The 23,003-nt window shown below is 72.0% G+C and carries 16 protein-coding genes; 6 read left to right on the plus strand and 10 right to left on the minus strand.

Annotated features, from left to right (window positions below):
- Window positions 1-415 precede the first annotated feature (415 nt).
- Together ACIREO_RS36975 and ptsP are read left to right on the plus strand one after the other, a co-directional pair.
- Window positions 416-865, plus strand: coding sequence for a PTS glucose transporter subunit IIA (locus ACIREO_RS36975; RefSeq protein WP_404118718.1), 450 nt, complete (start codon window positions 416-418; stop codon window positions 863-865).
- Window positions 866-941: 76 nt separating this feature from the next.
- A complete protein-coding gene (gene ptsP, locus ACIREO_RS36980) occupies window positions 942-2,612 on the plus strand; it encodes a phosphoenolpyruvate--protein phosphotransferase (protein WP_404118721.1) in 1,671 nt (556 codons plus the stop codon).
- Between the two features lie 72 nt (window positions 2,613-2,684).
- On the opposite strand, the gene ACIREO_RS36985 is transcribed toward ptsP, so the two are convergent.
- Entirely contained in the window at window positions 2,685-3,599 is a 915-nt protein-coding gene (locus ACIREO_RS36985) for a hypothetical protein (protein ID WP_404118723.1), read from the minus strand.
- A gap of 78 nt (window positions 3,600-3,677) precedes the next feature.
- Entirely contained in the window at window positions 3,678-5,663 is a 1,986-nt protein-coding gene (locus ACIREO_RS36990; RefSeq protein WP_404118726.1) for an acetoacetate--CoA ligase, read from the minus strand.
- Window positions 5,664-5,882: 219 nt separating this feature from the next.
- On the opposite strand from ACIREO_RS36990, the gene ACIREO_RS36995 reads away from it, so the two are divergent.
- A complete protein-coding gene (locus tag ACIREO_RS36995) occupies window positions 5,883-8,246 on the plus strand; it encodes a glycoside hydrolase family 31 protein (RefSeq protein WP_404118729.1) in 2,364 nt (787 codons plus the stop codon).
- On the opposite strand, the gene ACIREO_RS37000 is transcribed toward ACIREO_RS36995, so the two are convergent.
- Window positions 8,237-8,734 (minus strand): NUDIX domain-containing protein, encoded by a 498-nt coding sequence (locus ACIREO_RS37000; RefSeq protein WP_404118731.1) that lies wholly within the window; start codon window positions 8,732-8,734, stop codon window positions 8,237-8,239. The two genes, ACIREO_RS36995 and ACIREO_RS37000, sit on opposite strands and share 10 nt — an antisense overlap.
- Window positions 8,735-8,794: 60 nt before the next feature.
- On the opposite strand from ACIREO_RS37000, the gene ACIREO_RS37005 reads away from it, so the two are divergent.
- Together ACIREO_RS37005 and ACIREO_RS37010 are read left to right on the plus strand one after the other, a co-directional pair.
- Window positions 8,795-9,601 carry a M15 family metallopeptidase gene (locus ACIREO_RS37005; RefSeq protein WP_404118733.1) on the plus strand — a complete coding sequence of 269 codons (807 nt, stop codon included), beginning with the start codon at window positions 8,795-8,797 and terminating at the stop codon, window positions 9,599-9,601.
- A gap of 138 nt (window positions 9,602-9,739) precedes the next feature.
- On the plus strand, window positions 9,740-10,087 hold the full coding sequence (locus tag ACIREO_RS37010; protein ID WP_404118736.1) for an Mpo1-like protein: 348 nt from the start codon (window positions 9,740-9,742) through the stop codon (window positions 10,085-10,087).
- A 134-nt stretch (window positions 10,088-10,221) separates the two neighbouring features.
- Here the strand turns inward: ACIREO_RS37010 and ACIREO_RS37015 are convergent, their stop codons facing one another.
- From ACIREO_RS37015 to ACIREO_RS37030, 4 genes are read right to left on the minus strand one after another with little or no spacing between them, the layout of a single operon-like run.
- Window positions 10,222-10,827, minus strand: coding sequence for a GTP-binding protein (locus tag ACIREO_RS37015; protein WP_404118738.1), 606 nt, complete (start codon window positions 10,825-10,827; stop codon window positions 10,222-10,224).
- Complete coding sequence (locus ACIREO_RS37020; protein ID WP_404118741.1) at window positions 10,808-11,245, minus strand: DUF742 domain-containing protein; 438 nt, start codon at window positions 11,243-11,245, stop codon at window positions 10,808-10,810. Before ACIREO_RS37020 ends, ACIREO_RS37015 begins: the two co-directional genes overlap by 20 nt.
- 9 nt (window positions 11,246-11,254) lie before the next feature.
- A complete protein-coding gene (locus ACIREO_RS37025) occupies window positions 11,255-11,698 on the minus strand; it encodes a roadblock/LC7 domain-containing protein (protein WP_124279812.1) in 444 nt (147 codons plus the stop codon).
- Window positions 11,695-14,487, minus strand: coding sequence for a nitrate- and nitrite sensing domain-containing protein (locus tag ACIREO_RS37030; RefSeq protein WP_404118743.1), 2,793 nt, complete (start codon window positions 14,485-14,487; stop codon window positions 11,695-11,697). Before ACIREO_RS37030 ends, ACIREO_RS37025 begins: the two co-directional genes overlap by 4 nt.
- 659 nt (window positions 14,488-15,146) lie before the next feature.
- Between ACIREO_RS37030 and ACIREO_RS37035 the strand changes: the two genes are divergently transcribed.
- On the plus strand, window positions 15,147-15,587 hold the full coding sequence (locus ACIREO_RS37035) for a hypothetical protein (protein ID WP_404118745.1): 441 nt from the start codon (window positions 15,147-15,149) through the stop codon (window positions 15,585-15,587).
- Window positions 15,588-15,606: 19 nt separating this feature from the next.
- On the opposite strand, the gene ACIREO_RS37040 is transcribed toward ACIREO_RS37035, so the two are convergent.
- The 3 genes from ACIREO_RS37040 to ACIREO_RS37050 all read right to left on the minus strand — a co-directional run bounded on the left by ACIREO_RS37040 (window position 15,607) and on the right by ACIREO_RS37050 (window position 22,950).
- Window positions 15,607-20,349 (minus strand): hypothetical protein, encoded by a 4,743-nt coding sequence (locus ACIREO_RS37040; RefSeq protein ID WP_404118747.1) that lies wholly within the window; start codon window positions 20,347-20,349, stop codon window positions 15,607-15,609.
- A gap of 51 nt (window positions 20,350-20,400) precedes the next feature.
- Window positions 20,401-21,312 carry a hypothetical protein gene (locus ACIREO_RS37045; RefSeq protein WP_404118748.1) on the minus strand — a complete coding sequence of 304 codons (912 nt, stop codon included), beginning with the start codon at window positions 21,310-21,312 and terminating at the stop codon, window positions 20,401-20,403.
- A 111-nt stretch (window positions 21,313-21,423) separates the two neighbouring features.
- Window positions 21,424-22,950: a hypothetical protein gene (locus ACIREO_RS37050; protein ID WP_404118749.1), complete on the minus strand. Its 1,527-nt coding sequence runs from the start codon at window positions 22,948-22,950 to the stop codon at window positions 21,424-21,426.
- Window positions 22,951-23,003 lie beyond the last annotated feature (53 nt).

Below are 23,003 nucleotides of genomic sequence, written 5' to 3' on the forward strand. Positions count from 1 at the left end.
TTCCGACTCTATCAGACTCTTTCGCGTCCGATTCCCGGCCGAAGCGGGATCCTACTGATTCGCTTTCCAGTTCTTCGCTTTCGCGTTTCCCTTTCGGCGAGTCCGACTCTATCAGTCCTTTTCCAGTCCTTTGACCAGGCCTCGCGAGCATGCGAGAGCACAATCAGAGTTGGAGTCTGGGCTTTGGAGTCGCTGTCCGCCCCCTGACTCGAGGTCGTGCGGGGGTCCAGGCAGGGATACGACAGTACAGGCCGCTGTGAGACGAGGCAAATCGTTTCCGGTGCGCCCCTGGGCCGGTCAACCGGCAGCTCTCAGGCGGAACCGGGACTTCATATGACTTACGCTGCTGATCAGTAAGCCGCCCTCCATCAGTCGTGGCGGTGACATACGGATCCCCACCCCTGGGAGGCTCTCCATGACCACAGTGACGTCCCCTCTTGCCGGCCGCGCCATCGGACTCACCGCTGTTCCCGACCCCGTGTTCTCCGGAGCGATGGTGGGCCCCGGTACAGCCATCGACCCCGTACGCGAGCCTTCCGAGGCCGTCTCGCCGGTCGACGGCATCGTCGTCTCCCTGCACCCGCACGCCTTTGTCGTCGTCGACGATCAGGGCCACGGCGTGCTGACCCACCTCGGGATCGACACCGTGCAACTCAACGGCGAGGGATTCGAGCTCCTCGTGAACAAGGGGGACACGGTGACCCGCGGTCAGGGCGTCGTCCGCTGGGACCCGGCCGGCGTCGAGGCCGCCGGCAAGTCGGCGATCTGCCCGGTCGTGGCCCTGGAAGCCACCGCCGAGTCGCTCTCCGACGTTCGTGAGGACGGCGACGTGAAGGTCGGCGACACGCTCTTCGGCTGGCAGTGACACCCTCGGCGTAGTAATCAGCCAGTTGGGAATCCACCGCGGTGGCAACGCCACCGCACAATCGGAGACGGGTGAAATGGAGACAACGCTGCGAGGCGTCGGCGTGAGTCACGGTGTGGCGATCGGCGAGGTTCGGCACATGGGAACGGCAGTGCTCGAACCGCCGGCCAAACAGATTCCCGCGGACGAGGCCGAGCGCGAGCAGGGACGTGCCCGACAGGCGGTGGAAGCTGTTGCGGCCGACCTGATCGCGCGCGGCAATCTGGCGGGGGGCGAGGCACAGCATGTGCTCGAAGCCCAGGCCATGATGGCCCAGGACCCCGAGCTCATCGCCGATGTCGAGCGTCGTATCGCTGTCGGAAGCACCGCCGAGCGCGGCGTGTACGACGCGTTCGCCGCATACCGGGCGCTGCTCGCCAACGCCGGGGAGTACCTGGCGGGGCGCGTGGCCGACCTCGACGACGTACGGAACCGGATCGTGGCGCGGCTGCTCGGCGTTCCGATGCCGGGTGTGCCCGACAGCGATGAGCCGTATGTGCTGATCGCCCGTGACCTGGCTCCCGCCGACACGGCGCTTCTCGACCCCACGCTGGTGCTCGGCTTCGTCACGGAGGAGGGCGGGCCGACCAGCCACAGCGCCATTCTCGCGCGGGCGCTCGGTGTGCCTGCGGTCGTGGCTCTCCCCGGAGCCGGTGAGATCGCCGAAGGCACGGTTGTGGCCGTCGACGGCAGCACCGGTGAGATCTTCGTCGAGCCGACCCAGGAGAAGCGCGCCGAGATGGAGAGCGCGTCGGCGGCCCGCAAGGCGGCGCTGTCGGCCGTGACCGGTCCCGGGGCCACCTCCGACGGTCACAAGGTGCCGCTGCTCGCCAATGTCGGTGGACCCGGTGACGTTCCGGCGGCGCTGGAAGCCGGTGCCGAGGGCGTCGGGCTGTTCCGTACGGAGTTCCTCTTCCTGGACGACAGCAAGCAGGCGCCGTCCGAGGAGAAGCAGATCGCGGCGTACCGCGCGGTGCTCGAGGCGTTCCCCGAGGGGCGTGTCGTGGTGCGGGTGCTGGACGCCGGGGCCGACAAGCCGCTGGACTTCCTGACTCCGGCCGACGAGCCGAACCCCGCTCTGGGTGTGCGTGGGCTGCGCAGTCTGCTGGACCACCCCGATGTGCTGCGGACCCAGCTGACGTCGCTGTCCAGGGCTGCCGAAGGCCTGCCGGTGTACCTCGAGGTCATGGCCCCGATGGTGGCCGACCGAGCCGACGCGAAGGCGTTCGCCGACGCCTGCCGTGAGGCGGGACTGCAGGCGAAGTTCGGGGCGATGGTGGAGATTCCGTCCGCCGCGCTGAGGGCCCGCTCGATCCTGCAGGAGGTGGAGTTCCTCTCGCTGGGTACCAACGACCTGGCGCAGTACACCTTCGCGGCCGACCGCCAGGTCGGGGCCGTGTCGCGGCTCCAGGACCCGTGGCAGCCTGCGCTGCTCGACCTGGTCGCGCTCTCGGCCGACGCCGCCAGGGCGGAGGGCAAGAGCTGCGGTGTCTGTGGTGAGGCCGCTTCTGACCCGCTGCTGGCGTGTGTGCTGACCGGGCTGGGTGTCACTTCCCTGTCGATGGGTGCGGCGTCCATTCCCTACGTGCGGGCGACGCTGGCGAAGCACACACTGGCGCAGTGCGAGCGTGCTGCCTCCGCCGCGCGTGCGACGGACTCCGCCGACGAGGCACGACTCGCCGCTCAGGCGGTGCTGTCGGGCGAGTGACGCCGCAGTCTGCGGCACGAGGACGGATGTGAAGGGGTTCCCGCCGGTTCCGGCGGGAACCCCTTCGGTCTGTCAGCGGTGCGGCTCCGGTTCGTCGGCACCGAGGTCGAATCCCGCGCAGTACTCGACGCCGGATTCCGGCGGCACGGGCTCACCGGTGTCGGCGTCGGTGCAGTAGGCGCTGAAGACCTCGCCGGCCGTGAGCGGAAGGAGACTCCCCCGGTGCAGACGCCAGCCGTGCACCCGGTCCGAAGCGTCGGGCGCCGTGGTGCGCAGCACGACGCCTCCCTGGGTCTCCAGGGCGACCCCCGCGGCGAGGACGGTGGCGAACTCCGCCCCTTCCGACGTTGAGAGGCGGGCCCCGTCCGTGTGCCGTGCGGTGTGGAGGACGGCGAGCAGCTGCTCGCCGTCCTCCGTGGGCGTGCTGCAGACGAGGTGGTGGGTTCCCGGACCCGCTGTGTCCAGCAGACGCATCAGCAGGTGGGACGCCCGGTCGAAGGCGGCCCGGCCGATGTCCCGGCCGCAGTCCGCGCAGTCGCCGAGGCCCGCCAGCAGCATCGTGGCGTACTCCCATGTCGCGCGCCGGACCGCCTGTGAGACGAGCAGCGGGATCAACGTGTCGATGGGCTGGCCGGTGTAGGCCACGGTGGCGCCGGCCGCGGCGATCTCGGCGGTGAACCGGCTCCGGCTGGTGTGTTCGTCGGGTTCCAGGCCGGACTCGGCGCAGAACTCCGCGTAGTCCGCCGGGTCGAAGAGGGCGACAGTGGTGTGCACCCCCTGCGCGGCGAGCGTCCGCAGCAGATTTTCGACCTGCTGCAGATAGACCGCGTGGTCCTCGAAGGTGAAGCTCCGGTAGCAGCGCATGTCCGCGAAGTCCTCCGGGTCGACCAGGAGGCCGACGGTGCTGGGTGCTTCGCGGCGTAGTGCGCGCCGCATGGATGTCGTGCCGCGCTGCCGGCTGGGTCGGGCCTGCTTGATGTGCGCCATGAGTCCCCCTGTGCGCTGTCGATCGATGCTCACTCAGCGTAATCAGGGGGACTGACAACGACCTGTCCGGTGGTCGGTTCAGCGGCGCGTGCGGGCGAGGTCCTCGTAGAAGCGGAGGAGTTCGAGGTTGTCGATGGAGCCCGGGTTGACCGCCTTGGCAAGGGCTGTGCCCTGGAGGAGCCGCTTGACCGGAACCTCGATGCGCTTACCGGTGAGGGTGTGCGGGATGCCAGGAACCTCGATGACCTCGTCCGGTACATGGCGGGGGGAGAGGTTCTCACGGATGGTCCGTTTGATGCTGTCGCGGAGTTCGTCGTCGAGCGTGGCGCCGTCGGCGAGGTGGACGAAGAGTGGCATCCAGTAGCCGCCGTCCGGCTCTTCGAGGCCGATCACGAGGGACTCGCGGATCTCGGGGAGCCGCTCGACCGCCTCGTAGATGTCGGCGGACCCCATGCGGACCCCCTGCCTGTTGAGGGTGGAGTCGGAGCGGCCGTGGATGATGACCGAGCCGCGGTCGGTGAGAGTGATCCAGTCTCCGTGGCGCCAGACACCGGGGTACATGTCGAAGTAGCTGTCGTGGTAGCGGCGGCCGTCGGGGTCGTTCCAGAAACGGACCGGCATGGACGGCATGGGTGCGGTCACGACGAGCTCTCCGACCTCGCCCGTGAGTGGCTTGCCCGCGGGGTCCCAGGACTGGAGGTCGGTGCCGAGACAGGGTGCCTGCAGCTCGCCGATGTGGACCGGCAGGGTGGGGACCGCGCCCGCGAAGCAGCTGCAGATGTCCGTCCCGCCGCTGACGGAGGCGATCCAGAGGTCGGCGCCGGTGTCGGCGAACTCGTCGTGGAGCCAGCGGAAGCCGTCGGGCGGGAGTGGGGAGCCGGTGGTGGCGACGCACTGGACGCGGCTGAGGTCGTGGTCGCGGGCCGGGTGGACGTCGGCTTTCCGGCAGGCCATGACGTAGGCGGCCGAAGTGCCGAAGAAGGTCGCGCCGGTCTGTTCGGCGACGCGCCACTGGGCCTGGACGTCCGGATAGCCGGGACTGCCGTCGTACAGCACGAGGGTGGTGCCGGTGAGCAGGCCGGAGACGAGGAAGTTCCACATCATCCAGCCGGTGGAGGTGTACCAGAAGAACCGGTCGTCGGGGCCGAGGTCGCAGTGCAGCCCGATCTGCTTGAAGTGTTCGAGGAGGATCCCGCCCTGGGACTGGACGATGGCCTTGGGGAGCCCGGTGGTGCCGGAGGAGTACAGCACCCACAACGGGTGCTCGAAGGGGACCTGCTCGAAATCCGGTTCGGTGTCGGAGCCGGTGAGCGCGTGCCAGTCGAGGGTTCCTTCGGGTGCCTCCGTGCCGAGCAGCGGGATGTGGACGACCGCGCGCAGGGTGGGGAGTTCACGGCGGAGCTCGGCCACGGTGGCGGTGCGGTCGTGCTGCTTGCCGCCGTAGCGGTAGCCGTCGACGGTGAACAGGACGACCGGCTCGACCTGCTGGAAGCGGTCCAGGACGCTGCGGGCGCCGAAGTCGGGGGCGCAGGATGTCCAGACTCCGCCGACCGCGGCGGTGGCGAGAAACGCGACGACCGCCTGGGGGATGTTGGGGAGGTATCCGCTGACCCGGTCGCCGGGGGTGACGCCGAGAGCGCGCAGCTCCGCGGCGAGTGAGCCGGTCTGGCGCCGTAGTTCGGACCAGCTGATGGAGACCTGGGTATGGGTCTCGTCGACGTAGAGCAGGGCGGGGGCGTCCGCGCGGAGGGGGTCGTCGGCCGTGCGCAGGGCGTGTTCGGCGTAGTTGAGGGTGGCGCCCTGGAACCACTGGGTGCCGGGCATGGCGCGGTCGCCGATGACGGCTTCGTACGGGGTGGAGAAGCGCACGTCGAACCAGTCGGCGACGGCTTGCCAGAAGGTGTCGAGTTCGTCGACCGACCAGCGGTGGAGTGCCGCGTAGCCGCCGTCGGCGGGTGCTCCGTGGCGTCCGGCCGCCCATCGCTGGAAGCGCGTGACGGCCGCTGCTTCGACGCGCTCGGGTCCTGGCTGCCAGAGGGGGGCTTCGCCGGCTGCTGAGGTCATGGAGGCTCCCTGGCCTTTCGGGTGTGCGCGGGGTTACGCGCGTCGCGCGCACGGGCTGGGGTGTGCGCGTGAACGGCAGTTACGGACGATGCCATGTGATCGTCCTGCGCACCAGGGTCCCCCTGCCATGGCTGCGTGTCCGGCTGTGTGGTGAAGCCACAGGTGAACGGAAGCTGAACGGAGCACGCTTCGGTCCGGACGGATGGCAGGGTGGCCCGCATGGATGGTCGTGACCTGGTGCGCTCGGTGAGAATGGTCGGTTCCGTGCAGGGGATGCGTACGGTGCGCTCGGCCTGGCGGCGCCGGCGTGCGGATGCGCGGGCGCTCGCGTCGCGTGGTGCGGAGCGGGCGCGTGTGCCCGGGCTTCTGGTCGGCGCGGAGCCCGGGCCTGGCGGTGGGGTGGTGCGCTTCGCCCGTTCGCAGCTGCGGGTCCGGGTGGCGGTGGGCGGTGCGGTGTTCTGGTCCTGGGACGGCGCGGGCCCGCTGCCCTCGTACGCCCTGCCTGGAGCCGGGCCTGAGGCCGATGCGAGGGCGCGGCTGGAGCCGGACAAGAACGGCGGCTGGCAGGTGGTGTCGGAGCGGCTGACGGTCGCCGTGTCGCGCCACGGGGCGGTGGAGTTGCGTACGCCGGGCGGGGTGGTGCTGCGCCGGGAACTGCCGCCGCGCTGGTGGGAGCCGGTGGCCGGGGGTCCGGCGCGGTGGGTGCAGCGGTCCGAGGTCCCCGCCGACGCACGCTTCTTCGGGCTGGGCGGCCGGGCCGGCGGGCCGAGGCTGAGGGAGGGCACGTACCGGCTGTGGAACACCGATCCGGGCGGTCGGTTCGGTCCGGGGGACGATCCGCTGTATCTGACGATGCCGGTGCAGGTGGTGGTCTCGGACGCGGGGACCCATCTGGCCTTCCACGACAACTCCTGGTCGGGCCGGGTGACGCTCCGGGAGGGCGAGGAGGGCGCCGGGTCGGGGCATGACCGCCCGGGCGCGTGCGAGGTGCGGATGGAGGGAGGCCCGCTCCGCTGCTGGGTGGTCGTGGGTACGCCGGCCAGGGTGCTGCGGGGCTGGACGGCGCTGACGGGGGCGCCGGCGCTGCCGCCGTCCTGGGCGCTGGGTCCGCAGCACGCGCGCTGGGGGTTCGGCAGCGAGCAGGAGGTGCGGCGGGTCGTCGCGGGATACCGGGAGCGGGGGCTTCCGCTGTCCGTGCTGCATCTGGACATCGACCACTACGACGCGCATCAGGTGTTCACGGTCGACCGGGACCGGTTCCCCGATCTCCCCGGCCTGGCGAAGGAACTGCGCGAGGACGGCGTCCGGCTGGTCTCCATCGTCGATCCGGCGGTGCGGGCGTCGGCGGGCAACGCGGTGTTCGACAGCGGCCTGGGGGTCGGTGCGGAGGGCGCGTTCGTCCGTGATGCGCAGGGCGTCCCGGTGCTGGGCGAGGTGTGGCCGGGCGAGTGCGTCTATCCGGATTTCACCGATCCGCTGGTGCGCGAGTGGTGGGGTGCGCTGTACGAGGAGCGGCTCGGACAGGGGTTCGCCGGGGTGTGGCACGACATGAACGAGCCGGTGTCCTTCGTGGCCTTCGGGGATCCGTCGCTGCCCCGTTCGTCCCGGCACTCGCTCGAGGGCCGTGGCGGGGACCATCGGGAGGCCCACAACGTGTACGCCCTGGCGATGGCGAGGGCCGGGTACGAGGCGCTTCGCCGGCTGCGCCCCGAGGAGCGGCCCTTCCTGTTCTCCCGTTCGGGCTGGGCGGGCCTCCAGCGGTACGGCGGCACCTGGTCCGGTGATGTGGCGACAGGGTGGCCAGGGCTCCGGGCGTCGCTGGCCCTGGTGCTGGGGCTCGGGCTCTGCGGGGTGCCGTATTCGGGGCCGGATGTCGGCGGGTTCGACGGGGCGCCGTCACCCGAGCTGTATCTGCGCTGGTACCAACTGGGCGCGTACATGCCGCTGTTCCGCACTCATGCGGCCATCGACGCGGGGCGCCGGGAGCCGTGGGAGTTCGGGCCGGAGGTCCTCGGCCATGCCGCGCGGGCGCTGGAGGAGCGGGAACGGCTGCTCCCGTACTTCGTGACGCTGGCGCAGCTGGCCCGGCTCACCGGTGCGCCGTATGTGCGGCCGGTGTGGTGGGGCGCGCCGGGCGACAGGGCGCTGCGCGACTGCGAGGACGCCTTCCTGCTGGGCGACGCGCTGCTGGTCGCTCCGGTGCTGGAGGAGGGGGCGGACCGGAGGTCCGTGCGTCTGCCGCGCGGGCGGTGGTACGACACGGCGAGCGGGCGGGCGTACGAGGGACCGGGCCAGGTGGTGGTGGACGCTCCCCTGTCGCGCGTTCCGGTGCTGGCGCGGGCCGGTGCCGTGATCCCGGTGCGGGGAGCGGAGGGGGGTCTCGAACTGGAGGTGTGGGCGCCGCCGGCCGGCCGTACCGGGGGCGGGCTGGTCGTGCGGGACATGGGCGACGGGTGGGAGGCGGCCGAGGTGGAGCGCTATACGTCGCACGTCAGGGCAGGGCGCGTGGTGGTCGAGCGTGACGGTGAGGAGGGGCGGGTGCCGTATCCGGTCCGCGTGCGGGGGCTGACGGCTCAGCCGTAGGCGCCGGCGAACCAGGAGCGTACGGCCCTGGTGTGCAGCGGGAAGGCGAGTTCCTCCGGGGTGTGCAGCACGTCGTATCCCGAGGTCTCGTCCGTCGGCGCGGAGGACGGGAGTTCCCCGGCGGGACGTGGCGGGAGCAGTCCGAAGAGCAGCAGGTGTCCGTCCGGAGAGCTCAGGGCGTCGGCGAGTCGCACGTCCGTCTCGTCGGCCCGGATACCGGTCTCCTCCCTCAGTTCGCGTACGACGGCGTGGCGCCAGTCCTCGGTCCGGTCGATGTAGCCGCCGGGCAGTGCGGTTCCGCCCCGGTGCGGGCGGATGGTGCGGGTGATGACCACGAGGCCGGTGCCGTGCGGTCCGGTGACGGGCAGCAGGGCGACGGCTACGGGCAGCGGGTTGCGGTAGGCGGTACGACCGCACGCCGTGCAGGTGCGTGGCCAGGCGTCGGTGACGTACGGGGCCCCGCAGTCGCCGCAGTGGGAGTCCTTCACGCGCGGACTGTATCCGATCACTCTTCTCTTGCGGCTCCGAAGCTGATAGACGGTGTGCCCATGACAGGAACTGCTCGTCTTCTCCGCGCCCTGGCCGTTGCCGGCGCCACTCTGCTCGCCGTGACCGCCGCCGCCCCGACGGCGGTTGCCGTGCCCGAACCCAAGGCTCCGCAGGAGTTCGTCGATCTCCACTCGGTCGACCCGACGATCATCACGGAGATGCGCTACACCACCGCGCACAACTTCATGGGAGAGCAGGTGGACGGCTACCAGCAGCCCCTCTGCATCCTGACCCGGCCGGCCGCCCGCGCGCTGCACACGGCCCAGCAGGGCCTTCTGCGGCAGGGCTACTCGCTCAAGGTGTACGACTGCTACCGGCCGCAGCGCGCCGTGGACCACTTCGTCCGCTGGGCGAAGGACCTGGACGACCAGGCCATGAAGGCGGAGTTCTACCCGACGGTCGACAAGACGCGCCTGTTCGAGGACGGTTACATCGCGGAGAAATCCGGTCACAGCCGGGGCAGCACGGTGGATCTCACTTTGGTGAAGCTGCCGGCCCTCCCGACCAGGCCGTACGAGCCGGGTGAGGAACTGGCTCCGTGCTTCGCTCCGAAGGACGAGCGCTTCCCCGACAACTCGGTGGACATGGGGACGGGCTACGACTGTTTCGACACCCTGTCGCACACGGACGACCCCCGGGTGCAGGGGGCTCAGCGTGCAAACCGGCAGTTCCTCAAAGGGACGCTGACCGGACTGGGGTTCGTGAATCTTGCCGAGGAGTGGTGGCACTTCACGTACAAGCCCGAGCTCTTCCCTGACACCTACTTCGACTTCCCCGTGGCCGGGCGTTCCGTGGCGGGGCACTGACAGAACGGGCGGGGAACGGGCGGGGAACAACCGAGAACGGGCGACCGGGACCACCCCCGTGGGCTCCGGCCGCCCGTTCTTATTGTCGGACGCGGAACTGCCGTGTCCGGTTGCCGACCGAGCGATTACGGTGCCTTCATGTCACAGCAGACGTTCGGTTCGTATGAAGAGTTCTGGCCCTATTACGTCGCCATGCACTCCAGGTCGGCGACGCGATGGGTCCATCTGACCGGGACCCTGACCGGCCTCGCCGTCACGGCGTACGGTCTGGCGCGCGGCCGCCGGCGCTACGTGCTGGCGCTGCCCCTGATCGGGTACGGCACCGCGTGGCCCGCGCACTTCCTCATCGAGAAGAACAATCCGGCGACGTTCGGGCATCCAGCGTGGTCGCTGCGGGGCGATGTGCAGATGATCCGGATGATGCTCGCGGGACGGGACGGTGAACTGGCCGCCACGGCGGCCGAGTGGCTCGCCGAGAACCCGTGAGCCCGGGTGCGCACACAGGGTTTACGTACCGTCACCCCGGGTGAGGGCTTCTTTCCACACACCGTACGCGCGGCCCGTACCCCGGTCGGCGGGGGTACGGGCCGCGTCAGGCCCTACGTGCGGTGGTCCGGCCGTCAGGTCCTCGCGGGTTCCCGGAGCCGGCCGGCCCGCACCATGGCGTGCTCCACGACCGCGACGAGCACATCCCGTACGGATGCCCGGTCACGTGCGTCGCAGACCAGCACCGGCACCTCGGGGTCGAGGTCGAGTGCCGCCCGGACCGTCTCGGTGGGGAACTGGTCCGCGCCTTCGAAGAGGTTGACGGCGACCGTGAACGGGATCGCCCGGCGCTCGAAGTAGTCGACCGCCGCGAAGCAGTCCTCCAGCCTCCGGGTGTCCGCGAGGACCACCGCGCCCAGCGCGCCCTGGGCCAGCTCGTCCCAGAGGAACCAGAACCGGTCCTGCCCGGGGGTTCCGAACAAGTAGAGGACCAGGTCCTCGCGCAGGGTGATCCTGCCGAAGTCCATGGCCACCGTGGTGGTGTTCTTGCCCTCGACCCCCGACACGTCGTCGACGGGCCGCCCCGCCTCGCTCAGCCTCTCCTCCGTGCGCAGCGGTCTGATCTCGCTGACCGCGCCCACCAGCGTTGTCTTGCCCACACCGAAGCCGCCCGCCACCAGGATTTTCAGGGTAACGGGCTCGACGGGCCGCTTTCTGCGGCTAGAGCGCCCGAAGGCCATTGATCACCTCGCGTAGAAGGCTCTCGTCCGGCAGCTCGGCCGGCGGAACGGGACGGGTGACGTGCACCAGCTCGTCCTCGACGAGGTCACCTACCAGGACACGGACAACCCCGACGGGGAGGTCCAGTCCGGAGGCGAGCTCGGCGATCGACTGGGGCAAGTCGCTGCATAGTTCGACGATCTCCACGTGTTCCGGGGAGAGCGTCTGGTCCCGGCCGGGATCGTCGGCCGCCGGTTCGGGGATGACGATCGCGATCAGGTCGAGACGATGGCGGGACGCGCTGCTGGTACGCCCCCGGGTCATCGCGTAGGGCCGGACCACCGGGCCCGCTTCGGCGTCGTACCAACGCGAGGAGCCCGCATCGGCGGAAGCGGGCAGTGATCCGGGAGCGGTGTCCCGGACGGAGTCTGCGCTCATCCCCTCGCCTCACCCTCCGGCGGGCAGACCGGTGGTCCGGGGGGCGTTGGCCAGGTGTGCCCCCACGCGCTTGACCATGAGGGTCATCTCGTACGCCACCTGCCCTACGTCCGAGTCCGAGTCGGCCAGGACGGCGAGACAGCTGCCGTCACCCGCCGCCGTGACGAAGAGGAAGGCCTCGTCGAGCTCGACCACCGTCTGGCGGACCCGGCCGGCGTCGAAGTGACGGCCCACGCCCTTGGCGAGGCTGTGGAAACCGGAGGCGACTGCCGCCAGATGCTCACTGTCCTCGCGGGTCAGGTCCTGGGACGTGCCGGTGGCGAGGCCGTCGCTGGAGAGCACCAGCGCCTTGCGGATGCTCGCGACGCGCTCGACGAGTTCGTCGAGGAGCCAATTGAGTTCGCCGGAGCCCTGGCGTGAGGCGTTGTGTGCTGCGGCGTTCGGTGCGGTCATCGACCGTCCCCTCCCGGAGTGGTTCCTGGTGCTGTCTCACCGGGGCCGGTCGCGTCCTCGGCGTTCTGCCGACGGCCGCGCTGCCAGCCGCGTTGAAGCGAAGCCATGCGGTTGCGTACTTCGTCCGCGTCACGTTCGAGGTCGTCGTCGGTGGCCGCGGGTGCGTGGCCGGAAGTTCGCTCTGCGTCCTCCCGGAGCTGTGGGGCGAGGTTCGCCTGCCGGACCCGGCGCGGGAGACCGCCCACCGTGTCCGGTGCTGACGGCCGGGGCGCGGGCCTGAGCCGCGTCGGGGCCTCGTCGGCCGGGGTCCTGGCCGGGCCGGACTCCGCGGTGACGGCCTCGGCCGCTCCCGGGGAAACGTCGGCCGTGCCGGGATGGGAACGGCTCCCGTCGCCGATCCGGCCGCCCTGGCCGGTGACGCGTGTGGGGGGCTTGCGGCGCGGCAGCGGGACGGGGCCGACGGGACGCATCGGCCGCACGTCCGCCGAGCGGCCGTCCGACGCGTCGAAGGCCTGCTGGTGCTGTTCCTGGTCGGCTTCCCTGCGCAGGTCGCGGGCGCGGAAGATGCCGCCCCGCTCGCTCTCGGTGTCCTCGAGATCGGATACGCCGTCCAGGACGGGGCCGAGTGCCGGATCGAGCTCGCGCTCGAGAGCCGGGTCGGCGAACCCGAGTGTGCCCACCGGGCCTTCGAGCTCGACGGGGCCGTCGAGCACGGACGGATCGGTGAGGCCCGTGGGTACCGGGGAGAGCCCGGACGGCCTGCCCGGGATGCTCGTGTCCGCGACTCCGTCCCTGCGGGCCTTGTCGCTGCCGGGCACGTCGCTGCCCGGCCGGCCGCTGCCGATCGCCTTCTCGGCCCGCCGGTCGAGGCGGAAGCCGGTGCCGTGCGTTTCGGGGGCGTCGGTGAGCAGCTGTGCCGGGATGAAGACGACCGCGGTCGTCCCTCCGTACGGCGAGATCTGCAGAGACACCCTGACGTTCTGCCGCTGGGCGAGCCGGCTGACGACGAAGAGGCCGAGCCTGTCGGTGTCGGAGAGCTCGAAGTCGGGTGTCTCGGCGAGCCTCAGGTTGGCGTCCAGGAGCACTTCCGGCGCCATGCCGAGGCCTCGGTCGTGGATCTCGAGGGTGAAGCCGTTGGCGACGCGTTCACCGTGGACCTGCACGGCGGTGTGCGGGGGCGAGAACACCGTGGCGTTCTCCAGCAGTTCCGCGATCAGGTGGGTGAGGTCGGCTACGGCCGGGCCGCCCACGCCGATGCGCGGCAGGCGCCGTACCTCGACCCGTTCGTAGTCCTCCACCTCGGCGACCGCCGCGCGCACCACGTCCATGAGCTGGATCGGCTTGCGCCACTGCCGGGACGGGGCCGCCCCGGAGAGGATCACGAGGCCCTCCGCGTGGCGGCGCATGCGGGTGGTGAGGTGGTCGAGGCGGAAGAGGTCGGCGAGCTCGTCGCTGTTCTCGGTACGCCGCTCCATGGTGTCCAGGAGCGTCAGCTGGCGGTGCAGGAGCACCTGGTTGCGGCGTGCGAGGTTGACGAAGACCTCGGATACGCCGCGGCGCATGTCCGCCTGCTTGACCGCGGCCTCGACGGCGGCCCGCTGGAGGGTGTTGAGGGCCTGGCCGACCTGGCCGATCTCGTCGCGCTCGTAGTTGAGGTGGGGGGCTTCGGTCTCCACGTCGACCTGTTCGCCGGCGGCCAGCCGGCGCATCACGCTGGGGAGGCGCACCCCGGACACCTCGTGCGCGTCCTTGCGCAGCCGGGAGAGGTCGCGTACGAGTTCCCGTCCCACGCGTACGGAGACGAAGACGGACACGAGCAGGGCGACGAACCCCAGGACGCCGGCGACACCGGCCTGGACCAGGACCCGGTAACCGGCGGGTTCCGCGCGGTCCTGGAAACGGTTGGACATCTCGGTGCCGTCGTTGGCCAGGTGGTCCAGGACCGGCGGAGCCACTTCCTCCCAGCGCCCGGAGTCGATGGCGCCCGGTTTCGTGATCGGGCCCGCCGCGATGAGCCGCTGCTCGGCGGTGCGCAGCGGCTCCGTGTCGGGGCTGCGCCAGAACTGCTCCATGCGCCCGCGCTCGCCGGCCGGCAGGAGCTCGAGGTTGACCTCGTAAAGGAGCGTGCGTTTGGCGGCGAGGTCGGAGACGACGCGGAGCTCGGGGGCACCGAGCCGCCCCGCGATGAGGCCGGACACGATCAGGGCGTCCTCACGGGCGAGCATCTCACGGGCCCTGGAGATCCCGACCAGGGCCCGGACCTGCTTGTCCATGGACACGTTCTCCATCGTGTGGAGACCGTTCAGGAAGCGGTAGCAGGGGTCCACGAGGCCGTTGTAGAAGTCGAGGGCCCGGGTCCGGTCGATGGTGCGCTTCTCGACGGACCCGCGCAGCGCGTCCAGGGCGTCGACCTCGCTGAGGATCGAGTCGAGCTGGGCCTCCGACTCGGGGCTCAGCTTGTCCCGGACGTCCTCGCTCTTCGCGCTCTGCCTGACCTCGGCCACGACCTGGTCGGTCCGGGCGCGCTCACGGCGCAGCAGGGGCAGGGCGTCCGAGGCCCGGGGGTCGGCGAGGAAGACGAGGGTCTGGCGGCGTTCGCCCTGAACGGCCCGGATGGTGTCCTCGAGCGGGTGGCCGACCTGCTCCACGATGGCGCTCGCGCCCATCAGCTCGCCGGCCTCGCGGCCGGTGACGTAGGTGGCGAAGACCCAGAGACCTGTGAGGGAGGCGAGCGGCACCAGGAGCAACGCCACGATCTTCCTGCGGATGGACTTCCCGCGAAAGCGCATGGCCTCCCCCTGCTCGGCCCCGCACCGCGGGGGTGGTTGTGTCGGACCCGGTGGTTCCGGTTGCCCGGTCTTCGTGGTTGTTCGGGTGTTCCTGCCGCCGTCCGCCGGGCGTCGGCCGGTGTTCCGTCAACCTCCGTCAACAAACGGCGCGAGCCTACTACTGACCTACCGGTAACTCGAAGACGTGTCCGGACGATTTCAGGCCGCTCTTCCCCGAGTTGCTCACCAGTTGTCCCGGTATTCCCTGCGAAGAAATTCGCGAAAGCGACAGAGAATCCCTGGCCGAACGCGGTGCATCCACACACGGCAGTTGGCTGGAATTCTCCCTTCCGTGACCTTTCGGGGCCGGTTGCGGCCCCCGGCGGGAATCTTCGCGACCTGGCGTTCGTCCAGACGTACGGGGCAGAAGAACCTCACGGGGGTACGTACGACAGGCATGCGGCTCCGCCCGCGTAGAACGGGCGCCGGCCGGGCAGCCACCCTTGGGTCGGACAGTGGTGGGGAGTTGAAGGTCCTTGGACACGGATGAGCGCCGGGGCACGGCGGCATCGTCGGCAGCCCGGTCACCGGTGGGTACGGCACCGGCGGGTACCGCACCGGAGGGAACGGCACGGGTGGGTACGGCACCGGCGGGTACCGCACCGGGAGGAACGGCACGGGTGGGTACGGCACCGGTGGGCCCGGTGGGTACGGCACCGGCGGGGGCCCAGATCCCTCGGCAGCTGTGGGTGGACGAACCCGCGATACGCCGGAGGATGCCGGATCCGGTGCGGACGGCCGCCGTGCGCGCCGTCCTCATCATGTCGCTGACCATCATTCAGGCCGTTGTGGCCTTCCTGTGCACACTCGCCGGTTCCTGGCTCGCCTTCCCGATGGTGCTGAGCGGGGTGGCGGGCACGGTGGTGGCGACGTGGTCCGTGCTGGACGTGTGGGTGACCCGGCAGGTGTGGAACCAGCGCCACGGCGTGGTGTCCGTGCCCAGCAGCACGGCACGCCGCATGCGCCGGGAGCGCAGGGCGGCCAGACGCGCCGGGCGGGCCCGGGCGCGCAGGGAAGCCCGGATACGGCGCCGGGGCGAGGGCCGGCTCTCCCGGGCCTGACCGCCTGCGCCCCGGCCCCCTACCGCTGGTCCGTGGCGTGTCCTGTCGGCTCCGGGTGCGCACCCGTCATCTCCGTACGCATCTCCGGGACCGCAGAGCCGCCCGCGGTTCCGGTCGCTTCGCCGGTCCGTCTGAACATGCGGGTCGCGGTGATCTCGCCGTGGACGGTCTCGCCCGAGGGATCCTGCTGGGGCAGCCCGGGCCTGAGGTGCTCCTCGACGCTGATGTACTTCAGCCCCGCCCGCAGGTCCGCGTCGTTGCGGAGCCGGATGACGAGCGGGAATTCGGCGAGCGCCGTGGTGTCGAACAGCCCGGTGGTGTAGAGGAGCTGGACTCCCAGCGCATCGGAGACCGCGCGCTGCAGCTCCAGCAGATACGTCGCGTTCGCGCGCCCGATCGGGTTGTCGAGGAAGAGCGTGCCCGCGTGCCGGTGCCGGTCGCGGCCCCGGTCGTTGCTGCGCAGTGCGGCCATCGTGCAGTACAGCGCGATCGCGGCGGTGAGCAGCTGGCCGCCGGAGAAGACGTCGCCCATCTGTCCGACCGGGACGCGCTCGGCGCGGAGCACGGCGTCCGGCTTGAGGATCTCCACGGCGATGCCCTTGGGCTGCAGCGCCGCCTGGACGCCGCGCAGCAGGAGGGACATGCCGTCCCTGCGCAGGTCGGAGTTCTTCTTGAGGGCGGCGTGCGTGGCCTCGTCGATGACCTCGCCGAGCCGCTCGGTGAGCGTCGCCGGGTCGGGTTCCTCGAAGCGGATCCGGAGGAACTCCTGGCCGGACCACTCCCCCAGCCCCTCGGGCAGCCGGGAGAGGCGCTGGGCGGAGCGGAGCGTCGTGAGCGCCGAATCCACGAGGCCACGGAGCCGGTCGACGATGGAGTCGCGGTTCCGCTCCAGCTGGGCCATCTCGTCGGTGAGCACGCGCAGCCTGGGCGCGAAGGCCGCGGCCCACTTCTCGGCGTGGTCGGGCAGGGCGGCTGCCGGGAGTTCCCGGATCTGCTGCCGGGCCGGGGTGCGGACCTGTTCGTAGCGGGTGGAGTTGGCGTGTCGTACGAGGACATCGCTCGCCTCCCGTACGGAACTCTCCGCGGCCGACAGGTCGGTGGCGCAGCCACGCAGTGAGCGGCGTGCCTCGGCCGCGGACTGCCTGGCCTCCTCCAGGGTGCCGGGATAGGGATCGGGGGCCTCGGTCTCGTCCTCCGCGCCGTGGTCCCTGAGCAGGTCGCGCAGGAGTGAGGCGTTCTCGTCGAAGCCGCTTGCCGAGTCCTCGGCGGTGCGGTGGGCGCGCAGCATTTCGGCGTGGGCGGCGCGCGCGGTGTCCAGGGCCGCGGTGGCGGAGGCCAGTTCGGCCGTGGCCGTACGGAGCAGGGCCTGGGCCTGGTCGGCGTCGGCCGGCGCCAGTTCGGCGGAGAGCTCGGTGTGGTGGGATGCGTCGTCGGCGGGGGCGAGCCGTTCGGCTTCGCCGCGCAGCCGGCCGAGGTGCTCGCTCGCCGTGGACGCCCGGGTCTCCAGGAGCTGGACGAGGGACTCGGCGCGGGCGGCGGCCGCCTGCCTGGAGGGCCCGTCGGCTCCGTCGGTGCCTTCGAGGAGCTGGGCTGCGCGGGTGCGGACCTTGTTGGTGAGGCGGTCGAGTTCGGCCAGGGCGGCGCTCTCGTCGCTCTCGGCGCGCGCCTGCTCGGCACGCAGGTCCGCCCCGACGCCCACCTTCTCGTACAGCCGGGAGGCCGCTCGGTACGCCTCGCGCAGCGCGGGCAGGGAGGTGCGCGCGGTGGCGGCGTCGGGCTCCGGGAGCGATTCCGGGGCGCCCGCGATCTCGGCACGCTCGGCACGCAGGGCGCGCGCGGTGCGGTGGGCGTCGTCGGCGGCGCGCTGGGCGGCCCGGCGGTCCTCGTCGGCGGCGCGTGCCCGCTCGAGACAGGTCGTGGCGCGTGCCTCGGATTCGGCTGCCTCGTCGGTCAGTTCACGCAGTCGCGCCTGCCAGCCCGCCCGGTCGCGGAGGCGGTGGGCGAGACCCGCGAGCGCGTCTGCGGCACGGCGGGCGCGCTGCGCCACCTCCTGGCGCTCGTCGCGGACGCGTGCGGCGTCGGCGGCGGCCTCGTCGGACTCGGCGCGCACGGTGCGGGCCTCGGCGAGTGCGGCTTCCGCGGTCTCCGCGGCGGCGCGTGCGGTCCGGGCAGCATCGCCGAGCTCGGCGAGCATCCCGGGCGGGCAGTCGGCGCGCCAGGAGCCGATACGGGCGGCGAGGGAACGGTCGGCGGTGAGCCGGGCCGCGAGCGCCCTGATGTCCTCGTCGCGCGCCGCGGCCCGGGACCTCAGCGCCTGACGCTCCTCGTCCGCGGCGTGTTCGTCGTGCATCGCGGGGTTCGGCGGGACGAGGAACACGTCGTCGGCGCCGCCGGGCGCGGGTACGGGTGCGAGGAGGGCCGCGGTGGTGCCGACGGCCACGGCAGACCGGGGCAGCAGGGCAGCGGCGGCCAGGACCTCACGGGCGCGGGTGTGGGCGTCCGGGTCGGTGATGACGACACCGTCGACGAGCTCGGGCCGTGCGGCGAGAACCGCCGCGTGGTCGGCTGGGTCCACCGCCTGGGCGAGATAACGCCAGCCGGGCAGGGCCGGAATGCCGTGCTCGCCGAGGTGTTCGACGGTGGCGAGGACGTCGGGACCGGGCGGGAGCAGCCCGCCGTCACCGAGGGCGCCGAGAATGCGGGAGTCGTCGGCGGCGGCGGTACGCAGGTCGAAGAGCCGTCGTTCCGCGGCGGCGACGCCCTGGTCGAGCAGCACCCTCAGCTCGTCGGCGCTGGTGTCGAACTCCTCGGCTGTGAGGGACTGCGCGTCGCCGGAAGCCGCTTCGGGAATGCTGTCGCCGGGGTCCTCGGTCCCTGCGGCGGCACGGCGGGGGCGGGGCACACCGGCCCCGGCCGCCGTCGGGAGACCCAGCAGATCGGCGAGCCGGTGGTCGGCGGCGATCGACTCGGCGGCCCTGCGCTCCGCCTCGTAGGACTGTTCGGCGGCCTGTGCGCCGTCGGCGGCGCGGGCCGCCGCCAGTTCGGTGCGGCTCTCCACGGCCGCGGCTTCGCGGGCCTGGTCGGCCGTGGTCCGGGCGGCCTCGCGAGCGGTGTCCCAGGCGGCGACCGCGGCGCGTTCGGCGTCGTTGGCGGCGAGGGCCGCGCGGGCCGGGTCCGCGTCCGGCGCGGTGTCGTCGAGCCAGCCGGCCCGGACGGCCTCCGCCGTCTCCTGCTCGACCTCGGCGAGGCGCTGGCGCAGGTGTCCGGCCTCACTGCGGGCGCGCTGGGCCTCGGTCGCGGCGGTGGTGGCGTCCCGGTGTGCCGTCTCCCCGGTGGACTGGAGGGTCGCGGAGCGCTCCTCCTCCTCGTCGGCCACCCGCTCCCCCGCCTCCGCGGCGGTGTGCAGGGCGCGTACGAGGTCGGCGGCGGCCGTGGCGCGTGCGGCCAGGGCTGGGGCCGCGTCGCGCTCCGCCTCCCGGATGGCGACGGCGACGCGGGCCGAGCCGTCGGCGGCGGCGCGGTGGCGCAGGACGGCCTCGGCGGCCTGCCAGGCGGAGTGCAGCGTGCGTGCCTCGCCCAGTTCGCGGCGCTGCGCCGCCGCGCTCCTCTCTGCGGCGGTCAGGGCCAGGGAGGCGTGCCGGTAGGCGAGTTCGGCCGTGATCAGGTTCCGGTGGCCGCGGGTCGCTTCGGCCTCGGTGACGGTGTGGGCGGCGGCCGTGACCTGCTGGGCGAGCTCGGCGGTGCGGCCCCGCTCCTCTGCCGCACGGCCGGAGAGCCTGCGGGCCAGGGTGCGGGTGCGCCGCTCGGCGCCGGCGTGGACGTCCCGGCTGCGTGCCCTGGTCGCGGTGGCTTCGACGATCCGGCCCAGCAGGTCGACCGATCCGGCGGTGAAGTCGCGTTCCGCGGTGAGCTCGGCGCGGCGGCCGAGCTTGTTGCCGAAGCCGCTGACGAGGTCGGCGAGGCCGTCCGTGTCGCGGGTGTCGGTGACGGCCCGGAGCAGCAGGTCGGTGAAGTCGGAGTCCTTCTTGACGGCGAAGAGGCCGGCGGCCTCGCCCTCGTCGGAGTTCATCTCCCGCTGGTAGCGGAAGAGTTCGGGGTCGAGCCCGAGGTCGCCGAGGTGTTCGTTCCAGCGGTCGTGGATCTCTTCCCAGTGCACATCGAGGTGCGGGTAGAACTTGCCGGCGTCCGTGAGGGCGTCTCGGAACCCCTTCATGGTGCGGCGCCTGCCGCGGGCACTGGACACGCCTTCGGCCGGGCGGCCCACCGCGCTGGCCTCGGCGACGGGGAGGCTGTCGAGGCTGAGACCGGGCCCGGGGCGGAAGGAGTACCAGGCTTCTGCGAACTTGCGGGGGTCGTTGGAGACCTGGCGGCCACGCCATTCGCTGACCTTGCCGACGACGACGCACTCGCCGGTGAGGGTGTGCTGCCATTCCAGGGCGACGTGTCCGCAGTCGTCGGCGAGCAGGAACTTGCGCAGGACACCGGAGCTGGCGCCGCCCAGGGTGTTGCGGTGGCCCGGCAGCATCACCGAGAAGATCAGCTTGAGCAGGACGGACTTGCCGCCGCCGTTCTCCAGGAACAGCACACCGGCGGGCGCCGGACGGCGCAGTGGGCCGACGGGCTCGTCCTCGAAGAACTCCGCCTGGGCCGGCGCGGGCCTGGGCACGGGCTCGCCGACTCCGCGCAGGTCGAGCACGGTGTCGGCGTAGCGCGCACCTGCGGGCCCGATGGAGTAGAGGCGGACCCGGGACAACTCGTACATGGCGGCGGACTCTCGTCTTTTCTGGGGGCGGGCGGGCGGCTGGTGCGGGGTTCAGGAGTGGAAGGGAAGCCCCGCGTCGGCGGCCAGCTCCAGGCCTTCCGTGTCGGGCGGGGGCAGCAGGGTGGCCGAGCCGTCCGTGACCGGGACGACGCCGAGTTCCAGCAGTTCGGCCATGGCGGCGCTGCCCGCCATGTCGCGCACCTGGAGCTGGTAGCGGGCCGTGGTGCGGTAGGCGCCGCCGGCGTCGTCCCCGGTGCGCTGGAGGAAGCCGGAGTCGGTGAGGAACGCGACGGCCTTGCCGATGATGCCGGTGGTGGAGCCGGCGAGCCTGCGGGCGTCCTTGGTGGCTCCGGTGGCACTGCGGCGGGAGTAGATCCGCCACCCGGACTCCAGGCCCGGCGCGTCGGTGGCGGGGTCGGTGTTGTCGCCCTGCTCCTCGGCGCGCTCCTCCAGGCGTCGGCAGGCCTGCCGGACGAAGGCGTCGACGCCGTTGACGGTGATGCGGCCGATGTAGGAGTCGTCGGCCAGGTCCTCGGGGCGGGGGAAGGCCATGGCGGCGACTGCGAGATGGGCGAGACCGTGCAGGAAGCGGTCGGCGGAGTCGGAGGAGGCGCGCCGGGCGTAGTCGCCCATGCGCACGGCGAAGACCGAGTCCTCACCGGCGGTCACGGCCATCCCGGCGCGGGTGGAGACCTCGAGGACGATGAGCCCGAGTCCGGTGGCGACGGCGTCGGCGAGCCTGGCGAAGGAGGGTTCCTCGCGGTACCGGCGGAGCAGCTCGGTGTACTCGGCGTCGCGGGCGGGCATCAGCTTGGGCTGCAGCCCGAAGGAGACCAGGCGGGCGGCGTCGGCCGCGTCCGCGGGGGTGACAGCGGCGGGAGCGGCCGGCCGTGCGGCGTCGGCCGCGTGCGTGAGGGGCTGGTCGTCCCACGCGTCGGTGTGCTCGGCGTGCTGCTCGCTCAACTCGGTGACTCCTCGGTACGGATGCCGCTCTCGGGCGGCAGCGGGTGGGTGGTCGGGCCAGCGTCTCTCACTTGGGTCAGGCCGGATCCGAACGAGAGACCCTGAGGACGCTCACGAGGCGTCCTTGCGGTCCGCGGCCATGCCCGCCGCGTCCAGCAGGGCCATGCCCACTATCAGGTCGGCCCCGCCGAATTCGTGGTCCTCGAGCGGGGTGCCGTCGTCGACGGCGAACAGCAGCCGGCGCTCGCCCTGGCGGTAGGCGGTGCCGACCGGGGGGCTCGCCGCGTGGACGGCGAGCAGGGCGACCAGGTAGGGCAGCTCGGGGTCGCGCAGCCGGGCCTCGGCGAGGAGTCCGGAGAGCCGTCGGGGGGCGTCGTGCTCCAGGTCGAGCAGTTCCATGGCGTGTCCGAGCTGCTCCTCGCTGAACCGGCTGTCGTCCGGGGTGGCGATGAGGTCGGGCTCGGGCATCTCGGCGCCCAGGTGCTCCCGCTCCACCGGGGGCATCAGCAGCAGCTCGACGAGGTCGCCGACTCGGACCGAGGCGGGTGTGCGCAGCCCTGTGCCGTGCGCGAAGAAGGCGTCGGTGGCCCGGGTGGCCTGTTCGACGGGGAGCGGCAGCAGGGGTACGACGAGCTGTCCGTACAGATCGAGGCCTGCCTGTGCGGTGGGCGTGGCGAACGCCTGCCGGTCCTGCTCGGCCCGGAACAGGGGGCCCGCCTCCAGCAGCCTGGACTGGAGCTGGGTGTGGCGCCGGATGCAGTCCTTGACGATGTCGACGAGCTCGGCGGCCCGGCGCTTGTGCTCGGGTTCCTCGGCCTCGTCCCTGGCCTTGCGGATGTTGGTGAGGATCGCGTTCTCGTGGCGGTAGCGGTCGGCGACGTGGTCCAGCGCCTCGGCGATCATGTCGGGTACGGCGTTGAGCCAGTCGACCGCGCGGACGTTGCGCCGGGTCGCCTCCAGCGTCCTGCGGAGCGTCTCGGCGTACTGCACGGTGCGGTAGCGGGCCTGTTCGGCGGCGAGCTGCGCGTCGGCGAGGCGGCCCCTGCTGATGAGGACCTCCAGCTTCACCTCGGCGGCGATCTGGGCGCTGGTGACGTCCGTGTCCAGGGCGCCGACCAGGACGTTGACCGCCTCGTCGGTGGCGCGGAGGTAGACGCTGCCGCCGTGTCCGGGGACCTCTTCGATGAGCTTGAAGTCGTAGTCCCTGCGGACGTAGGCGCCGTCTGGTCCGAAGGTGCCGTAGACGGCGCGGAAACCGCGGTCCACGCTCCCTACGTTGATCAGGTTCTCCAGGACCCAGCGCGCGACCCGCTCGTGCTCGGTGACGGGCCTGCGCGGTGCCTGGGCCGCGACCCGTGGGAGGAGCCTGGCCACTATCTGGTCGTGGTCGGCGCCGGTGTCGAAGTCCATGTTGAGGGTGACCAGGTCGATGGCGGCGAGGGCGACCTCGGCCATCGCGTAGACCGTGTACTCGCCTGCCAGATTGGCCTTGCGCACATCGAGGTCGTGCAGCGGAGCGGTGCAGGCGAGCGCGCGCAGCCGACGCGAGAGCCCCTCATCGGCGGCGGGCCCCGGGGCGGGCCTCGGTCCCGCGCTGAGCTGGGGCGCAGCGGTGTGGGTGTCGGCAGGCGAAGTCACGCTGAACAGATTAGGTCCTCGCACCGACAACGGTCGAAACGGCGCAGAAGCGA

It is taken from the genome of Streptomyces sp. NPDC102441 (genome assembly GCF_044765585.1).
Taxonomy (GTDB): Bacteria; Actinomycetota; Actinomycetes; order Streptomycetales; family Streptomycetaceae; genus Streptomyces.

Excerpts from the sequence above, each read along its gene's own strand:
- ACIREO_RS36990 (WP_404118726.1), bottom strand. The coding sequence starts at position 5,663 with ATGACCTCAGCAGCCGGCGAAGCCCCCCTCTGGCAGCCAGGACCCGAG.
- ACIREO_RS37005 (WP_404118733.1), top strand. The coding sequence starts at position 8,795 with ATGACAGGAACTGCTCGTCTTCTCCGCGCCCTGGCCGTTGCCGGCGCC.
- ACIREO_RS36975 (WP_404118718.1), top strand. The coding sequence starts at position 416 with ATGACCACAGTGACGTCCCCTCTTGCCGGCCGCGCCATCGGACTCACC.
- ACIREO_RS37015 (WP_404118738.1), bottom strand. The coding sequence starts at position 10,827 with ATGGCCTTCGGGCGCTCTAGCCGCAGAAAGCGGCCCGTCGAGCCCGTT.
- ACIREO_RS36985 (WP_404118723.1), bottom strand. The coding sequence starts at position 3,599 with ATGGCGCACATCAAGCAGGCCCGACCCAGCCGGCAGCGCGGCACGACA.
- ACIREO_RS37025 (WP_124279812.1), bottom strand. The coding sequence starts at position 11,698 with ATGACCGCACCGAACGCCGCAGCACACAACGCCTCACGCCAGGGCTCC.
- ACIREO_RS36995 (WP_404118729.1), top strand. The coding sequence starts at position 5,883 with ATGGATGGTCGTGACCTGGTGCGCTCGGTGAGAATGGTCGGTTCCGTG.
- ACIREO_RS37010 (WP_404118736.1), top strand. The coding sequence starts at position 9,740 with ATGTCACAGCAGACGTTCGGTTCGTATGAAGAGTTCTGGCCCTATTAC.
- ACIREO_RS37030 (WP_404118743.1), bottom strand. The coding sequence starts at position 14,487 with ATGCGCTTTCGCGGGAAGTCCATCCGCAGGAAGATCGTGGCGTTGCTC.
- ptsP (WP_404118721.1), top strand. The coding sequence starts at position 942 with ATGGAGACAACGCTGCGAGGCGTCGGCGTGAGTCACGGTGTGGCGATC.
- ACIREO_RS37040 (WP_404118747.1), bottom strand. The coding sequence starts at position 20,349 with ATGTACGAGTTGTCCCGGGTCCGCCTCTACTCCATCGGGCCCGCAGGT.
- ACIREO_RS37020 (WP_404118741.1), bottom strand. The coding sequence starts at position 11,245 with ATGAGCGCAGACTCCGTCCGGGACACCGCTCCCGGATCACTGCCCGCT.